Here is an 18,436-nt window from a genome sequence, read left to right as displayed (position 1 = left end):
CTGCGAGATTAAACCCGGCCGAAGTTGACATGGCTGATTTCCGCTAAAAAATTTGCCCCTTCAACAACGAGCATTGAAAATAATATGCATTATTAATGGAGCGCAATCTGATGGTTTAGATATATGATGTTTGAACATTGCTAAAATTCAGTTTCATGCATGGTTAGCCAAGTAGTTAGGGATTTTACCTACCTTAACACTTATAGAACATCAATTAAGATAATAAAATAATTGGATGGATAAACAGAATATCATAGTTATAGGGGCGTCCGCTGGCGGATTTGAGGCATTGAAAAAAATTGTTTCAGTTTTGCCGCCTGATCTGGATGCGGCTATTTTCATTGTTTGGCATATGGCTCCGACTATTCGGGGCGTGCTTCCACAGGTATTAAGCAAGATCAGCACAATTCCCGCTGCCCATGCTGTGGATGGCGAGCCGATTATTATGAACCGTATCTACGTTGCCCCGCCAGACCACCATATGCTGCTGGAACAAGGGCATATCCGCGTGACGCGCGGTCCGAAAGAAAACCGCTTTCGACCGGCAGTTGACCCCCTTTTCCGTTCAGCTGCTTATGCATACGGAAACCGGGTAATCGGTGTAGTGCTGTCGGGCGCCCTTGATGACGGCACGGCAGGATTATGGAGTATTAAATATCGCGGCGGTGTAGCCGTCGTGCAAGATCCGGATGACTCGGAAGTATCCTCAATGCCTGAAAGTGCAATTAGCCAGGTAGCTGTTAACTATGTTGTCCCGTTGGCCGAAATAGGGCCCTTATTGACCAAGCTAGCTGGCAAGCCTGCCGGTGAAAAAATCCAGGCGACCATGCAGGAAGATGACAAAACAAAAACGGAAATCAAGATAGCGGCCGAAGACACTGCGGCGGGCATCAATATTTTTCAATACGGGCAACTAAGCCCTTATGCATGCCCGGAATGTCACGGCGTGCTTACTTTATTAAAAGATGGCAACATTAGCCGGTTCCGTTGTCATACGGGCCACGCGTATTCAGCTGATGCGCTGCTGGATGCCATTACGGAAAAGATTGAAGATAGCCTTTACAGTGCTATCCGGGGTGTGGACGAAAGTATGCTTCTGCTTAATCATATAGGGGATCATTTTGCCGAAGCGAACCACAAAAGGCTCGCGGCGCAATATTTTCAGAAGGCTCAACTGGCCCAGCAACGGTCAGAACTTGTGCGGCAAGCCGTAATGCTGCAAACGCAATTGGGCACCGATGAGCTTGCCGTGAACCAAGACAAAAATTGAGTTAACAATTTGCGAAAGCTACCTATTGACCCCTAAAATAATACGCAACCATAACGCCATAAAGGACCAGCACGTGAGCAAGAAACAGTCTAAAGAACAAGAAACAGCCAACCAGATCCCAGCTACCCCGGCGCCGCAAAAGCAGACACTTGTTGTCGGCATAGGAGCTTCGGCTGGCGGGGTGGAGGCATTGACCGAGTTCTTCGAACAGGTTACTGCGGATTCCGGCCTGGCCTATGTGGTCATTTTGCACTTGTCACCCGACTATGATAGCCAATTAACGGAAGTACTTTCTCAGGTGGCGTCCATCCCCGTCACCAGGGTCACTGAAAAGGTTCTCATACAGCCTGACAACGTGTATGTTGTGCCTCCCAATCAGCATTTGCAAATGCTGAATGACCATATCACGGTTTCGCCAAACATTCTTGTGGAAGAACGCCGCGCGCCCGTAGATATTTTCTTTCGTTCCCTTGCAGAATCGCATGGGCCGATGTCCGTTGGGGTGATCCTGTCGGGAACCGGCGCAAACGGATCGATGGGTCTAAAACGGATCAAGGAGAACGGGGGGGCAGTTTTCGTACAAAACCCGCGTGAGGCAGTCTTTAATGAAATGCCAAGGCAAGCCATTGCAACCAACCTGGTTGACGACATACTCTCAGTGAACCAGATCCCGGCCAAGCTTGTATCTTACCGTGACAGCTTGGGAAAGGTATCGATCGGCGAAGAAGCTGATATGCGCCCCGAAGATCAGCAGCAGGCGCTACGCGAAATATTCACTCATTTGCGTCTGCGGACCGGTCACGATTTTTCCAATTACAAAAGGCCGACATTAATGCGCCGTTTTGAGCGGCGTATTAATGTCCGTAATCTTGTTGATCTTCCCTCGTATGCAGCCTTTTTGCATGATCACCCCGAGGAAACCCAGGCGCTGCTGAAAGACTTGCTGATTTCGGTCACCAATTTCTTTCGCGACAATAAGCCATTTCTGGCACTGGAGCAGGAGATACTTCCAATACTCGCCCGCGATCAAGGCGCCGATGGCGTTGTTCGTATCTGGGTAGCGGGCTGCGCAACAGGCGAGGAAGCCTACTCGCTAGCCATGTTGATGGCGGAACTGACAATGGATATGATCGATGCGCCAAAGGTGCAAATATTTGCCACCGATATAGATGAGGCGGCCATTACTATTGCGCGCGAAGGCCGTTATACGCTCAATGATGCTGCCGACATTTCCCCTGAGCGCCTTCGCCGGTTTTTGGTGCCAGACGGTGATGAGTTTAAGATCCGTCAAGAGATCCGCGAGATGGTGCTTTTTGCCCATCACAATGTGCTGAAAGATCCGCCCTTTTCGAGAATTGATTTGATAACATGCCGTAATCTTTTGATTTACTTTAACAGCGTGGCTCAGGAGCGGGTGATGGAAACATTCCATTTCGCCTTAAAGCCGGGCGGCTACCTGCTGCTGGGACTTTCAGAGACGACCGATGGGGCTGGCGATTTGTTTGCCAGTGTCAGCCGTGAAAACCACATTTACCAGAGCCGACCTGTTTTGGTGCGCGCATACCCGGTGCCTGAAAGTACCATATCGATACCTTCCGGGAGAAAACTGGCGCAGGATACGCCCATGCCCAAAGATAGCCGGTCGTTGCCGAGCCGTCTCAACTTCGGGGATCTGCACCAGCAGCTCTTAGAGCAGTATGCTCCGCCATCTATCATTGTCAATGAGGACTACGACATTCTGCACCTGTCCGAGCGTGCAGGCATGTATCTGCATATTGCGGGCGGCGAGCCTTCGAAAAACCTGCTTAAACTGATCCGCCCCGAGCTGCGTATTGAGCTCAGAACTGCCTTTTACCAGGCTGTACAGCAAAAATCTAATGTCCAGGCGCCTAACCTCCAAGTCAGGATAGACGACAGGATTGAGACGCTGACGCTGCATGTACGCCCTGTCCTGGATGATGAAAGCAGTGGCAGAAGCAACCCTGCCCAGGGTTTTTTACTGGTCATTTTCGAAACAACAGGTCAACACACCGGCCCCACAACAAGTGTATTGGCTTCCAAGGAGCCTGTGGCCCGCCAACTCGAAGAAGAACTGGTGCGTATCAAGGCGCAGCTGCGCACTTCAAACGAACAGCACGAAACCCAGGCCGAAGAGCTGAAAGCCTCTAATGAAGAGTTACAGGCTATGAATGAGGAGCTGCGCTCGGCAGCGGAAGAGCTGGAAACCAGTAAGGAAGAATTGCAATCCATCAATGAGGAGTTGTCCACAGTTAATCAGGAATTGAAGGTTAAAGTAGAGGAAATCTCTATGACGAGAAGTAACCTGCAAAACCTGATCAACTCTACGGATCTTGCCACTCTCTTTTTAGACCGCAGCCTTCGCGTAAATCTGTTTACCCCAGCCGCCCGTAATATTTTCAATCTGATCCCTTCGGACAGTGGGCGGCCTTTAACCGACATTACCAACCGGCTCGCGGATGCTGAACTGGTGCGGGATGCGGAAGCTGTTCTCGAAAAGCTGCAACCCGTCGAACGCGAAGTTGAAACGGTTGACGGCCAGTTATTTTTAATGCGGGTATTGCCATATCGCACTGCTGAGGACCGTATTAATGGTGTTGTGCTGACTTTTGTCGACATTTCCCGGCGCAGGGCAGCAGAGGAAGCTGTGCGTCAATCTGAGGAGCGCATGCGACTGGTATTTGAAAGTGCCAGGGACTATGCTATCCTCACCCTTGACCTTGAAGGCCGGGTCGCAAGTTGGAGCCCGGGTGCGCAAATGGTCATGGGATATCCCGAAGATAAAATTTTGGGCAGGCCCGGCGATATCCTTTTTACACCCCAGGACCGTCAGAATCGTGTGCCTGAGTTCGAGCAGCAAACGGCCCGCGAGCTTGGATATGCCGAGAATGAGCGCTGGCACGTGCGCAAAGACGGGACTCGCTTCTGGGGTTCAGGGTCTATTTCCCCTTTAAAGGATGGGCATGGGAAATTGCTGGGATATGTCAAGATCATGCGTGATCTGACTGAGCGGCGCGCCGCCGAAGAAGCCCAGTCGTTTCTCGCGGCCATCGTTGAATCTTCACAGGACGCGATCATGACCGTCAATTTTGAAGGCGTTATCACCAGTTGGAACCAGGCTGCCCACGACTTATATGGCTATCCGGCTTCTGACGCCATAGGTCAACCACTGACCATGCTCACCTTGCCCGAAGATCTTGACCAGCTATTAAAGGATACGGAGAAGATCAAGGTTTATCAGAAAGTTGAGATTTTCGACTCTGTCCGGGTTAATAAAGATGGCAGGGAAATGATACTGGAAGTAATTATGTCACCGGTAAAAGACACCTCCGGTCAAGTCATTGGTATTTCAACCATTGCCCGCGATGTTACCATACGCAAGCAGGCCGAGGATGCTCAGGCATTTAAAAACCTTACGCTGCAGCAGCAAACCGAGTTACTGGCACTCACCGGCAGCTGGGAATACGACCGTGCCACCTCTGAGTTTATCTGGTCGGAAGGAATGTACCAACTATTTAACCTGCCACTAGGGCATCCTGTCCATACAGATATTTATCTGGACTTCACGGTAAATGCTGATAAGGAAGCCGCCCAGCAGTTTACCAACTGGCTCACAGGCGGCACAGAAGCTATTGAGCAGGTTTTGCGAATTAATACTGAGAACACTGTCAAATACCTAAAAATCAGAGGACTGGCTTTACCTGACGAAAGCGGAGCATTGGTCAAAGCGCTGGGGATCGACTGGGACATTACAGAGCAGGTTCTTGCTCAAGAGCAGATCAGGCAGAGTGAGGCGCAGCTCAGGACCCTCGTCGAAAATACACCGGATGTGATTACACGCTGGGACGCAGATCTTCGGTTGCTTTTTGCTAACAGTGCTTTTATTGGGAAATCTGGGCAAAGCCTTGAAGATCTACTGGGCAGGACAAATAAACAAATGGGCCAGCCCGACCATATTGCGGGTCCATATATGGACAAGCTCCGGCAAACCTTTGATACAGGCAAATCGCAAGAGCATTATCATTCACTTCCAATGCCTAGCGGGCAATTCGACTATTATTCACGTATGGTTCCCGAGCGTGGCCCTGACGGTTCTGTTCAAAGTGTGCTGGCTATCGCGCGCGATATCACAGAACTGCAAAGGGCTCAGCAGCAAACACGGCAAATGGCTGAAAACCTGCAAGCCGTGCTGGACGCATCACCAGCCTGCATCGGCCTTTTGAAAGCCGTCAGGGCGCAGGAGGATTCGGGTACTGTGACCGGGTTTCACCTGGCCGTAGGCAATCAGAAGCTGGCCGAGTTCTTTGACGAGCCACTTGGCGAGCTGTTGGGAAAACCCGCCCAGCATTTTGAGACTTTGCTATGGGGCCATCAGACACTTGAATTTTTGATGCAGGTTTACCACAACGACAATCCCCGCTATGATGAAAAACACATTATTGTGGACGGACAGGAGCGGTGGCTTGCCGTTGCAATCAGTCGCCAGGACGATGGTGTGGTATTAACCGGTCTTGACATAACCGGACTAAAAGAAGCGCAGTCACAGCAGCAGTACTGGCTTGGGCAGCTGGAAGATGCCCGGCAGAGCACGCAAACCGTTGCCCAACTTCGCGATGCGCTCAAAGAACGGGGCGAGTTGCTAAGATCTGCCTCTCACGATTTGCGCGGGCAGGTCGGTGTGATCACTTCGGCTGCCCAGTTACTGGGGATGTCTGGCAGCGAAACAGACAATAATGTGCTTATCCAGATGATCCAGCGCAATACCAGGCAGATGACCCAGCTCATGAGTAGTTTGCTGGATTTTGCCCGTCTGGAAGCAGCTCAGGAAGTAGTTTACATCAGCACTTTTGACGTGGCAGTACTGTTGCGGGAGCTCGCCCAAAATACGCAGCCTTTTGCAACAGAGCGGGGTTTGTGGTTGAAAACAGAAGAACTGGCGAGCCTGGAAGTAAAAAGTGACCCGGTGCAAATTCGCCGGATCGCGCAAAATTTATTATTAAACGCCCTGAAATATACCACCGTAGGCGGAGTAACGATTACCTGTGAAAGGCTGACAAATTTACCCGGTTGGTGTTTTAGAGTAACAGATACAGGGCCAGGGCTTCCGGCCAGGCTGCTAAGCCGGCTTAAAGGGGAACCCCAGCAGGAAGAGGAGGACGAAATTTTGGTTGCGACTGGCAGGTCCGGAGGGGAAGGGATAGGTCTGGCCATCGTTACGCGCCTTTGTACGCTCCTTGGTGGCGAGCTTATTGTAGACAGTCGCCCCGGAGAGGGCACATGGTTTGAAATCCGGTTTAATGAACCTCAAGCAAATGAATGATAGATGACAAAGATGGGATTGTCCACTACACTATAATATATTACAAATGTCAAACTCACACTTGGTCTTTTTGGTAGATGACGATGCGGATTACCGCTTTCTTGTTGGGCAGGTCTTTAAATTTTTCTTACCGCAGCATCAGGTGCAGTTCTTTGCCGATGGTTCTGAACTTGCTGATAGTCTAGATTTGCCAGAGGATCAAGATCCGGTTTTGCCCCGGGTTATTTTACTGGACATTGATATGCCAAAGCTAAACGGCTTTCAGACACTGTTAAGATTAAAGGATCATGATCACTGGCAGACTGTGCCTGTAATCATGATGACCAACCGCGATCAGGCAGAATTTCGCGAGGAGAGCTTCCGTTTGAAAGCAAGCGGATTCACTCTAAAGCCAATGGATATACAAGAAATCAAAGCTGTAATGACTGAAATTTGCGAACATGCAGGCGATTTTACGGCATTATATCCGCAATAATATACCGGCGATAACAAGGGTTGTGCTACCACTATCTTTTTTAATGGGCGAGATGGTCATGCCGAGCCAAGCGATTTCAGCATGCTTACTTAGCGGTGCACAGTGGTGGACAAATGACAAAATATACAAGTGAACAAAAGAAATTAAATATATATGCGGCACGTGATTTCAATACATTCGGTAAGTCGTATATGCGCTTCATTCGTTTTTGCGATTATGGTTATGCTGCTGGCTTCTTGTCAGACAAGGGAGGAGAAACAGCGGCCCGCAGTTGCGAAAAGAGATACCACAATCAAGGTCGAAAATTCTTTTACCAAACTTTTTATTGACACAACGACATTGGCCCGCTTTGTGAAGGAGCGTAGCACGAACGATAGCCTTGTCAATAAAATACAGAACTTTTATAACCGGCGAAACTACCAGTTCTCCTGGTTTTTCCCTGATGGGATGGCCGAGTTTGTGCACACATTTCTGAGTCTGCAAAATGACTACATCTATGTTTCCGGTGACAGTTCGCTCTACGACCCATTGCTTATGGCTAACATTGATTCTCTCGAACTGCGGAAGCGTATTATCCCGACAGATCCGCTTGTAGTTAACACAGAACTGGCATTGACGGAACATTTTTTCAGGTATACCCAGAAAGCATATTCGGGCGACAGAAGCATTAACATTCAGGAACTTGACTGGTTTATTCCTCGCAAAAAGGTCAATCCAGCCGAATTTTTGGATTCCTTGCTAAAAAACAAAGGAGAAAATCTGGCCTCCTACGAGCCCGTGAATACGCAGTATAATCTGCTCAAAGAGCAACTCAAAATTTATCATCCGCTTGTGAACGAAGACTGGACGGCCTTGCATTCAGCGAAAACGCTACGGTTAGGCGATTCATCCACAACAATTTCCGAGATTAAAAGACGCCTGGCACTGCTTAAAGACCTGGAACCGGGCGATTCAACCAATATTTTCGATTCCACGCTTTTGAATGGCGCACGATCGTTTCAAACCCGAATGGGGTTAAAAACATCCGGGGAGATTGGCGCGGCGTTTTTGAAAGAACTTAATGTGCCCGTGCGCGAAAGAATCCGGCAAATGCTTATCAATATGGAACGGATACGTTGGGTTCCGGCAGCTCCCGCAACAGATTATATACTGGTAAACATTCCCGAATTCAAGCTGCATATGTATGAAAAAGGAAAGCTTGCATTCAGTATGAATGCCGTGGTGGGCTCACAGGTTCACAGCACTGTGATCTTTTCCGGGAAGTTGAATCAGATTGTATTCAGTCCGTATTGGAATGTGCCAGCGAGCATCCTGAAAAACGAAATTTTGCCCGGGATCAAACGAAACAAAAACTACCTGGCCCGGCATAATATGGAATGGAATGGCAATAGCGTGCGCCAAAAACCTGGTAAGTCCAATTCGTTAGGGCTGGTGAAGTTCCTGTTTCCCAACAGTTACAACATTTATCTGCATGATACTCCGTCGAAAAATCTGTTTGCTGAATCGCAGCGTGCATTCAGTCATGGATGTATTCGACTGTCTGAGCCGAAGAAACTAGCCGAATTTTTGCTTCGCAGGGATTCAACCTGGACGACCAGCAAAATAACCGCTGCCATGAATAGCGGTAAAGAAAAATACGTGCGGCTCCGTGGCAGCAACGAAATACCCGTCTTCATTGGTTACTTTACCGCCTGGGTGGATCATACAGGCAAACTTAATTTCCGAAAGGATATTTATGGGCATGATCAAAAAATGGCTGAAAGGCTTTTCGCGTCACTGGAATAGACTAAAACGAGTTCTGACAATAACGGGTCTTCACTCCAAAATACACCCACCACATGCATATCCAGATCATACTTTATCACACATTGCCCACCTGACCGGCTTTTCAGACCAGAGCCATTTTAGCAGGATCTTTAAAGCTCCTACTAGTCCAAATGCGTTACATTGTCAAAAAAATTTGCCCGAAAAAGTAATCCTCATACAAATCAGTCATTTTCATTCTATCCTTTGGATGTTGCAGCTGCTAGTATTGCATCTTAATCGCAAGTCAGCAACATGACCAACGAAAATATCAGAATAAAAGATTTGCCGCCTGTTTACACAATATCTGCCCTGACCCAATACTTTTTAAAACTCGGCACATTGGGATTTGGCGGTCCGGTAGCCCTGATCGGCTACATGCACCGGGACCTGGTGGAAGACAAAAAGTGGATCAGTGAGGATGAATACCGCGAAGGCCTGGCGCTCGCGCAACTTGCCCCGGGCCCGCTGGCAGCCCAGCTGGGCATTTATCTTGGCTATGTGCATTATGGAGTTTGGGGAGCAACGCTTACCGGGCTGGCATTTGTGCTCCCATCCTTTATAATGGTTGTTTTGCTGGGTATGGCTTACAAGGTCTACGGCGGGCTTCCCTGGATGCAGTCGGTGTTTTACGGTGTCGGCTCTGCGGTGATCGGCATTATCTCGCTGAGTTGCTACAAGCTGACCATTAAGTCAATCAGTAAGATTGAGCCGGAAGCAATTAAAAGCAGGTGGGTTCTGTGGATCTTTTTTTTGACAATGGCAATCGTTACCGCCATCACGCAGCGAGAGGAAGTGTGGCTTTTCATCCTTCTCGGGTTCATTTATATGGTAGTAAAAGCACCTCCAAAATTGCTTCAAAGAAAGCATACTTCCTTATCGGTCATTCTTTTAGCCGGCACGGGTTTCTGGCAATACGAGCCCGGCGAGCTTGTCAAACTGGCTCTGTTCTTCACTGAGGCAGGCGCATTTGTATTCGGGAGCGGGCTGGCGATTATCCCTTTTTTACAAGCCGGTGTTGTGAATGAAATGGGGTGGCTCAACGAGCAGCAGTTCCTGGATTCTGTTGCGGTCGCAATGATCACGCCTGGTCCGGTGGTGATCACAGTAGGCTTTATCGGTTTTCTGGTTTCCGGCTTTGCCGGGGCGGCCGTAGCTGCCCTGGGTGTTTTTCTCCCATGCTTTGTTTTCACGGTCTTGCCTGCGCCCTACTTCAAAAAGATCTCAAAAAATACCAGTATCAAAGCGTTTGTAGACGGGATAACAGCAGCCGTAGTGGGTGCGCTGGTTGGATCGGTGTTCGTGATTGCTACTCGGTCCATTGTTGATGGCGCATCTGCGCTAATTGCCGTAACGACCATTCTTTCATTGATTTATATAAAAAAATTACAAGAACCTTACATCATCCTCGCGGCTGCCATTGTTGGCTTTTGCATTAAAACTTATCTATAAATATAATTTTACCTGACCTTATGAAGCGCGTTATTTTAATACTATTTGTCCTTTTTTCTATTCCATCCCTGGGCCAAAAACAGGTCAACAAACATAGTGGTGTTTGGCTGGGCTATTTTAACCAGACCAGGATTTCTGATAAATGGGGTATCTGGCTGGATCTTCACGCCCGGCGCACGGATTTTCTGGATCGTTGGTCTACACAGATCATTCGTCCCGGGATTACTTATTATGCCAATGACCACCTTCGGTTTACTGCTGGTTATGCTTACGCCCGCAGCTATCCTGCTGCTGGCCTGCACACCGTTCGGCCTGAAAACAGACTTTGGCAACAAGTACTTTGGACAAGCCGTCAAAAACGACTGCAAACCCAGCAATGGATCAGGGTGGAAGAGCGCTTTAATCGTAAAATTGCCAATGATGCATTGCAGGACGGCTACAATTTCAACTTTCGCTTCCGGTATTTGCTGAACCTGATGGTACCGCTGAACCGCGATTTCATCGAGCCGAATACATTGTTCTTTGCATTCAATGACGAGATTCATATCAATGCAGGCAAACAGATCACTTACAATCTCTTTGACCAGAACCGTTTATTTGTCGGATTAGGCTACCAGTTTACAAAGGGTCTGAATTTGCAAGTCGGTTACATGAACCAGTTCCAGCAACTTCCTTCCGGAAACCATTTTAACAGCAACAACGTGCTGCGTGTTTTTGTGTTCCACAATCTGGATATCAGGTCAAAAAAATAGCATTGCCATGTATTAAGACCTTTGTATTGTGTAATTAATTGTAAATAATGGGTCCATCAACGCAACTTTTCAAAGCGTAATGTTACGGAAAAGCGCATGCCTCAATAATTATACAAAGCACCACCTGAATTGTGTAAGACGCTAAGGAGCGGGCGGCTGTACATTTGTACAAATGAAAAGAGAGATGGAAACGACATTTGAAAATCATATAAAACAAACATTTCCGGTGTTAGGCATGTCATGCGCCGCATGTGCGGTGAGCGTTGAAAGCACGCTGAAATCCGTTAATGGCGTGCACGACGCGGGTGTAAATTACGCAACACAGACTGCCTGGGCCGATTATGATGATTCGGTAACCACTACTGAACTTCAAAATGCAGTCCGTGCGATTGGTTATGATCTGGTTGTGGATGTGGAAGATCCGCACCAGGTGCAGCAAGACGCGCAATCGAAGCATTACAATGAGCTGAAAAAACGGACGATCCTGGCATCGCTGCTTTCGTTGCCAATTGTCATCATTGGTATGTTTTTCATGGAAGGCTCGGCGCGCGCGCTGCCATATGGAAACTGGATCATGATGGCGCTAGCAGCGCCGGTTGTCTTCATGCTGGGCCGCACGTTTTTTGTTAATGCATTCAAGCAAGCCCGGCATGGAAGGGCAAATATGGATACGCTCGTTGCATTGAGTACGGGCATAGCCTTCCTTTTTAGTGCCTTCAACACTATTTATCCTGAGTTCTGGCATGCGCGGGGATTGCACGCACATGTGTATTTCGAGGCCGCTGCGGTTGTTATTGCATTTATTTTGCTGGGAAAGCTCATGGAGGAAAAGGCGAAGTCAAATACATCGTCTGCACTGAAAAAATTGATGGGCTTACAGCCTAAAACGGTTACCGTTATCCGTGATGGCCTTGAATCCGGGATCCCTGTTGCCGATGTAAAAGTGGGCGACAGCATTGTCATCAAGCCCGGCGAAAAAATTCCTGTGGACGGCGTTACAACAGAAGGAAGCTCCTTTGTGGATGAAAGTATGATCAGCGGGGAGCCGGTGGCCGTGGAAAAAAAGCAAGGTGAGCAGGTGTTTGCCGGTACGATTAATCAAAAAGGCAGCTTTGTTTTTGTAGCCGAAAAAGTAGGAGGAGACACCATTTTGGCGCAAATCATCAAAATGGTGCAACAGGCGCAGGGAAGTAAGGCACCGGTTCAAAAACTGGTTGATAAAATAGCCGGGATTTTCGTCCCCGTAGTCATTGGGATTGCGATCCTGACGTTCATCGGATGGATGCTTTTAGGAGGCGAAAACGCTTTTACGCACGCATTGATGACGTCCGTTACTGTGCTGGTGATTGCTTGTCCCTGCGCACTCGGTCTCGCAACGCCAACCGCCATCATGGTTGGAGTAGGGAAGGGGGCAGAAAATAATATATTGATCAAAGATGCGGAGAGTCTGGAACTCGCGCATAAGGTGAACGCCATCATCCTGGATAAAACCGGAACAATCACGGAAGGGAAGCCAGCGGTTACGCAGATCGTTTGGGAAAAGGAGATCCAGGACCAGACATTTTCCGAACAAGTTTTATTAGCCATGGAATCGCGCTCGGAACACCCGCTGGCCGAAGCTGTTGTCAACCGTTTGAAAAAGGAGAATGTTCAAAAAGCTTCTTTGCAATCGTTTGACAGCGTTACCGGCCAGGGTGTGCGGGCCGTGTGTAATGGTGCTGATTATTTCGTGGGGAACAAAACCCTGATTTCGGAAGGCGCTGTGGCGATCAGCAGTGAGCTCGTCGCGTTGGCGGAAAAATGGCAACAGGAAGCGCAGACGGTTATTTATTTTGCTGATAACACCAATGTGCTCGCGATCATTGCTATCGCAGACAAAATTAAAACCACGTCTAAGCAAGCCGTAGAAAAGTTGCAGCACATGGGTATTGAAGTTTATATGCTGACCGGTGATAACCGGCAGACGGCTGCCGCGGTGGCCGGGCAGGTTGGTTTACGTCACTACAAAGCAGAGGTTATGCCTTCCGAAAAAGCCGCTTTTGTAAAGCAACTGCAGGCAGAAGGCAAGATCGTGGCGATGGTGGGTGACGGGATCAATGATAGCCACGCTCTGGCGCAGGCCGATGTAAGCATCGCAATGGGAAAAGGCTCGGACATCGCCATGGATGTTGCCAAGATGACCCTGATCACCTCAGATCTGAACATGATTCCGAAGGCATTAAACTTGTCCGCAAAAACGGTTAAGACGATCAGACAGAACCTTTTCTGGGCATTCATCTATAACCTGATCGGCATTCCGGTCGCTGCCGGGGTGCTCTATGCCGTGAATGGATTCCTGCTCGATCCAATGCTCGCAGGCGCGGCTATGGCCCTGAGTTCGGTGTCGGTTGTGGGGAACAGCTTGCGTTTGAAGGCAATGAAATTATAGGTTCCAGCCTGTAAATGATTAGGACAAATCAGAACCAAAACACGCGGACACCCGTTGTGAAAATGTGCATTTGCCTTACAGCGGTGCACATTTAGAACGTTCAGTTATTCGCAACTTAATGAATTCAGTCCTTAATAAGAAATACGACAAACCGGTTATTAAAAAACACCAGCCGGACGACTCCTACAAGTTCCAGCCATTGCCTGCTCCAACAGGAACGTATCCCTACCACTTTGATTTAGAGGAAGTTCAAACATTAAATGACCGTGATAAGCTAGCGTTTCATATGTTGGGCGATACGGGAAGTGTCCGCAATCCCGATTTTCAAAAGCTTGTGGTTGCCGAAATGATCAAGCAATATCAGCAAACGGATGGCACGGGCAAGGAACCGATGTTTTTGTATCATTTGGGCGATATCGTTTACAATTTTGGGGAAGCAAGCCAGTACAAAAGGCAGTTTTTTGAGCCCTACCAAAAATATCCCGGCCCTATATTTGCGATCCCGGGTAACCACGACAGCGACGTGAACCCTGATAGTCGCGTTTCCTATCAGAGCCTGGATCCGTTCCGGGCCGTTTTCTGTGACAAGCAGCCGCAAACTGTGGCTTTCAGCGGAGGCGCGGAACGAAAAAGTATGACGCAGCCTCATGTATTCTGGTCCCTTATTACGCCGGTTGCGCGCATTATCGGCATGTATGGGAATGTTACCAAGTTTGGTGTCATTACGCCGGATCAGCGCAAATGGCTGATGGAAGAGTTGCGGAGTGCGGATGCAGAGCGCCCCGAAAAGGCGATAATCCTTTGTATTCACCACGCACCTTATTCTGCGGATGTGAACCACGGTTCAAGCTTGCCGATGATCCAGTTTTTCGATGGGGTTTTTGAACAAACCAGCGTACGGCCCGACATTGTTTTCAGCGGTCACGTCCATAACTATCAGCGTTTTTCGAAGCGTTATTTTGATGGGAAAACGGTCCCGTTTATCGTTGCCGGTGGGGGTGGTTATGATGAGCTCCATCCCGTTGCGTCCACTTCCGATAGTCGTTTTACAGCTAATAATGCAGCTTTTAACAATGTTACCCTGGAAAATTACTGCGATAACAAGCACGGATTTTTGAAAGTATCCTTGGAAAGAACAACGAAAGGCATCCGCATCACCAGCGAATTTTACACCCTGCCGCATGAACAAAGGGTCGAACCAGGAATGAATGCTATCCTGGCCGACCGCTTTATTTTAGAGACCTGAATCCTTACTGCTTGAAAGTAACTTTGGAAAGCGTCATCAGAGGTTCAATCGGCTTTGCAGTCTCGTTTTTGAATATTATATAAATATCGTGTTTGCCTGTTGTTGGTTTAATGTTCACCAAAACGGGTGCCCGTGAAGGGCGACGGGGCGGTTTTACCGTTTCCCCAGGCTTTTTCTGGCTCTCCATTTCCGCCATTAACTTGGCCATATCAACCTCCGGCGCTACTTCAACTTGCTGCTCGCCTACCAGCGTTCCGGTTGGTGAATCAAGCCTGATCTCGATTTTGCCACCCATTGCGCCTTCGCGTTTCTGCGCCGCAGCGTTAAGCTCAAGGGCTTTAATATCTGTCAGATCTGTTTCTTTAAATGCCAGGAAACTGTTTGCAAAAGCCACGACACTGAAACCTAAACCAGCGGTTCCCAATGCTTTCATATCCGCCCCTTGCACGATGGGCGCTTCGGCCGCATTTAGTTCCGGGCTTCTGAGCACGATCATTTCTTCCGTCGTTTGCGCCGGAATGGCTTTGTTTCCGCTCATTGACCGGTCTGTAAACGCCGCCCTGATCAAAACAGAACCTTTTCCATTATCCTGTGCAGGAATTTTGGGTGTATACTCGCCCTTTACCGGCAACGTGCTCAGCGTTTTATCTGTGCTGTTGAGAATGTATTTTACAATGGTCTCCGCATCAGCAACGGGTAACGCAGGATGAGCGGCCATAGCAACTTCGCCCCAAACGCCCGATCCGCCTTTCAAAATCTTCTCAACCAGTTTTTCCGTTACACCCGGCTTGCCTTTGTATTTATTGGAAATGTCTGCAAACGAAGGTCCTACGGATTTTGCATCCAGCTGATGGCAAACCTTACAGTCACTTTTCCCTATCAAAACCTGGGCAACCGCAAACTGCGTGCTCGCATCCACACTGCGCTGGCTTTGAATAACTTCCGCATAATCAAAGCCTTCTGAAGCGTAATCAATGCTTACTGCAATTTCTTCCGGCTTGATCTTTCCTTCCAGCAAACTTCCGTCTTCCTTGTCCGTTACATCGATGGAGTAGGGAATGGGTTTTCCAGGGAAAAAGAATGTTTTATTGCCTTCCAGGTTTACTGCAACTTTGGGCGGCTCATTGCCGGCGATGATTTTCAAAGATTGAGAATTGGAAGCACCTTTTGCGTCTGTTACAGTCAGGCTTGCCGTGTAAACGCCGGGTTTATCAAATGTTACATTAGGTTCAGCCGTAGCGAATGTCCGGGCTGCGCCGCTGTTGCCTGTGATTTTCCAGCTGTATTTGAGTTTGTCCCCGTCAAAATCCTTGGTTCCTGCCGAGGAAAGCTTTGCCTGGAACGGGACGGTTCCTCCCTTTTTGTCCGTCGAAACCTGCACGATCGGCTTGCGGTTGCCGCCATTGTACTCAATGCGTATAAGCCTCGAATTTTCGCTCTTTCTGAACCAGTTACTGCCATATTCAAGTACATATAAATCACCCGAAGGCCCGAATTTAATGTCAATCGGCTGCACCGGGTGGTAAGCAGGCAACACGCGTTCCATGGACTGGTAATCTCCATTTTCGTTCATGGAAATAGCCATAATCCAGCCTCGCGAAAAGTCGGCTGCTATCCATTTGTTCTCGTAATAAGCTGGCCAGGGTCTTTTGGGCGCTTTAAAATCGGAGCGGTGGTAAACAGGTCCGCCTGTTGCACTCCTTGAACCGGATCCCACTGCCGGGAATTTCTCGGAAATGCCGTAAGGATAGTAAATAAAGCTGGGCGCGGTGGGTATGAGCTCTTTCAACCCCGTATTATTCGGTGAATTGTTGACCAGATTTTTAGGGTCTTTTTTGGCCAAAGGCTTATTGGCAGCATAGTCATACACCGGAAATGCCTGATCATCACCTACAAACCACGGCCAGCCAAAGTTTCCGGGCTTTCTGGCCTGGTTCAGTTCATCGTAACCTCTCGGCCCGATTTCCGAATCCTCGCTGGCATCCGGTCCCACTTCACCCCAGTACAAATAGCCGGTTTTGCTGTCCACAGCAATGCGCCAAGGGTTCCGATGGCCCATGGAATAAATTTCCGGACGTGTTTTTGCAGTTCCTTTCGGGTACAGGTTGCCCTCGGGAATGGTGTACGAGCCGTCGGGTTCGGGATGTATTTTCAAGATTTTTCCCCTCAAATCGTTTGTATTGCCCGCATGTCCCTGGTCGTCCCAGCTGGCGCGTCCTTCCCGTTCGTCTGTCTGAGCAGCTTTCTGGTTTCCTGTGTTGTTGCCGACAGTTAAATACAGGTTACCAGCTTTGTCCCAGGTCATTCCGCCGCCAGTGTGGCAGCATACTTCACGCTGTGTCACCACTTCGATCACATCTTTCTTGGAGTTTTCAACCAGCTGGTCGTCGCGTAGTTCGTAGCGTGAGAGAATGTGTTTTTTCTCTGTTGGATGCGCATAGTAAAGATAAACCCAATGATTTTTCTCAAAGTTCGGATCCATGGTGAAACCCATTAATCCCTCCTCAGCTTCCCTCGAAACGCCTTCCTTGCTAACATATTTGGTGTTAACGGGAATCATGGCGATCAGATTGGTGGACTGGGTGGACGCATTGTATTTCTTTAATGCACCTTTTCTTTCAATAATGTAAGCTGAACCGTCCGGAAGCACTTCAAAAACCATGGGTTCGTCCAGGTTGTCGGCTACCACAATGGGTGTGAAACGGCTTTCGTCGGGTTTGGGCGGATTGTCCTGGATCGTAAATGCGGCGATCAGCAAAAGAGCGGGAAGTTTGGCGGTGTTTTTGAAGACGCGCGAAATTCGCTGGAAACGGGGGGATAGGTTTGTCATAAACAGAAACAATAGTTTACTGGAAATATAACAAATTATCGTTAAAAATTCTCATTCCTCATTTTCCCATCCAATGCTTGAAATCGCCCACTTTTTCCCGGCTTACCAGCGCCTCCTTATTGTGCAAAGGCCGCAGGCTCAGCGAAAGCCGGCTCCCGAAATACGGATCTATTTTATCCACCGATTTGTGGGTGACCATCATGCCACGGTTAATGCGGAAAAATTTGGCGGGGTCCAGCACATCGGCAAGCTCGTCCAATGTGTAATCCACCAGGAGTTTCTGGTTGGAATCGGTAACAAAAAAGCTGTAACGCTCTTCTGTGAAAAAGTAAGCGATTTCACTCACCTCTATGGACAGCATTTTTTGTCCCTGTTTTACCAAAAAGCGTTGCCTGTATTCTTTTTTGCTGCTTTTTTGAAAACCTTCCAATAATTTCCTGATCCCTTCCAGCGACTCTTCACCCGGCTGTGCACGCATGTTTTCATATTTTTGAAGTGCGCGCTGCAAATCGTCGCGGTGGACCGGTTTGAGCAGATAATCAATGCTGTTCAGCTTAAAAGCCTGCAATGCGTACTCATCATAAGAGGTCGTGAAAATGATCGTGCTGGTCACCTGCACACGGTTAAATATCTCGAAACTTTGCCCGTCGGAAAGTTCAATATCCAGAAAAATCAGGTCCGGGTCTGCGTTACCAGCCTTCCGGTTGCTTTTAATCCATTCTACGGTTTCTTCAATGCTGTCCGTAACGCCGGTGATCAGCAAAGCGGGCGCAGTTTCATTCAATAATTTTCTTAGTCTTCTGACAGACAGATCTTCGTCTTCAACGATCAGTGCATCCATA

At 48.5% G+C, this 18,436-nt stretch carries 10 protein-coding genes; 8 read left to right on the top strand and 2 right to left on the bottom strand.

Going from position 1 to position 18,436, the window contains the following annotated elements:
- Positions 1 to 235 precede the first annotated feature (235 nt).
- The 8 genes from MUK70_RS08320 (at position 236) to MUK70_RS08285 (ending at position 14,764) form a co-directional block, all read left to right on the top strand.
- The gene (locus MUK70_RS08320) at positions 236 to 1,270 is read left to right on the top strand and encodes a chemotaxis protein CheB (RefSeq protein ID WP_234655913.1); all 1,035 of its coding nucleotides are present in this window, start codon (positions 236 to 238) and stop codon (positions 1,268 to 1,270) included.
- Positions 1,271 to 1,343: 73 nt separating this feature from the next.
- Positions 1,344 to 6,608: a PAS domain S-box protein gene (locus MUK70_RS08315; protein ID WP_234655914.1), complete on the top strand. Its 5,265-nt coding sequence runs from the start codon at positions 1,344 to 1,346 to the stop codon at positions 6,606 to 6,608.
- Between the two features lie 46 nt (positions 6,609 to 6,654).
- Positions 6,655 to 7,083 (top strand): response regulator, encoded by a 429-nt coding sequence (locus MUK70_RS08310; RefSeq protein ID WP_234655915.1) that lies wholly within the window; start codon positions 6,655 to 6,657, stop codon positions 7,081 to 7,083.
- 162 nt (positions 7,084 to 7,245) lie between these two features.
- Positions 7,246 to 8,868, top strand: a complete 1,623-nt coding sequence (locus MUK70_RS08305) for a L,D-transpeptidase family protein (protein ID WP_234655916.1) — start codon at positions 7,246 to 7,248, stop codon at positions 8,866 to 8,868.
- Between the two features lie 273 nt (positions 8,869 to 9,141).
- Positions 9,142 to 10,338, top strand: a complete 1,197-nt coding sequence (locus tag MUK70_RS08300; protein WP_234655917.1) for a chromate transporter — start codon at positions 9,142 to 9,144, stop codon at positions 10,336 to 10,338.
- A 20-nt stretch (positions 10,339 to 10,358) separates the two neighbouring features.
- Positions 10,359 to 11,090, top strand: coding sequence for a DUF2490 domain-containing protein (locus MUK70_RS08295; RefSeq protein WP_234655918.1), 732 nt, complete (start codon positions 10,359 to 10,361; stop codon positions 11,088 to 11,090).
- A 184-nt stretch (positions 11,091 to 11,274) separates the two neighbouring features.
- A complete protein-coding gene (locus tag MUK70_RS08290) occupies positions 11,275 to 13,518 on the top strand; it encodes a heavy metal translocating P-type ATPase (protein ID WP_234655919.1) in 2,244 nt (747 codons plus the stop codon).
- Positions 13,519 to 13,636: 118 nt separating this feature from the next.
- Complete coding sequence (locus tag MUK70_RS08285; protein ID WP_234655920.1) at positions 13,637 to 14,764, top strand: metallophosphoesterase family protein; 1,128 nt, start codon at positions 13,637 to 13,639, stop codon at positions 14,762 to 14,764.
- Positions 14,765 to 14,768: 4 nt separating this feature from the next.
- Here MUK70_RS08285 and MUK70_RS08280 read toward each other — a convergent pair whose 3' ends face one another.
- Together MUK70_RS08280 and MUK70_RS08275 are read right to left on the bottom strand one after the other, a co-directional pair.
- Positions 14,769 to 17,594 carry a PQQ-dependent sugar dehydrogenase gene (locus MUK70_RS08280; protein ID WP_234655921.1) on the bottom strand — a complete coding sequence of 942 codons (2,826 nt, stop codon included), beginning with the start codon at positions 17,592 to 17,594 and terminating at the stop codon, positions 14,769 to 14,771.
- A 58-nt stretch (positions 17,595 to 17,652) separates the two neighbouring features.
- Positions 17,653 to 18,435, bottom strand: coding sequence for a LytR/AlgR family response regulator transcription factor (locus MUK70_RS08275; protein WP_234606878.1), 783 nt, complete (start codon positions 18,433 to 18,435; stop codon positions 17,653 to 17,655).
- Position 18,436: the final 1 nt, after the last annotated feature.

It is taken from the genome of Dyadobacter chenwenxiniae (assembly GCF_022869785.1).
Taxonomy (GTDB): Bacteria; Bacteroidota; Bacteroidia; order Cytophagales; family Spirosomataceae; genus Dyadobacter; species Dyadobacter chenwenxiniae.
The sequence above is the reverse complement of the archived record's forward strand: the minus strand, read 5'-3'. Positions and strand labels throughout refer to the sequence as shown.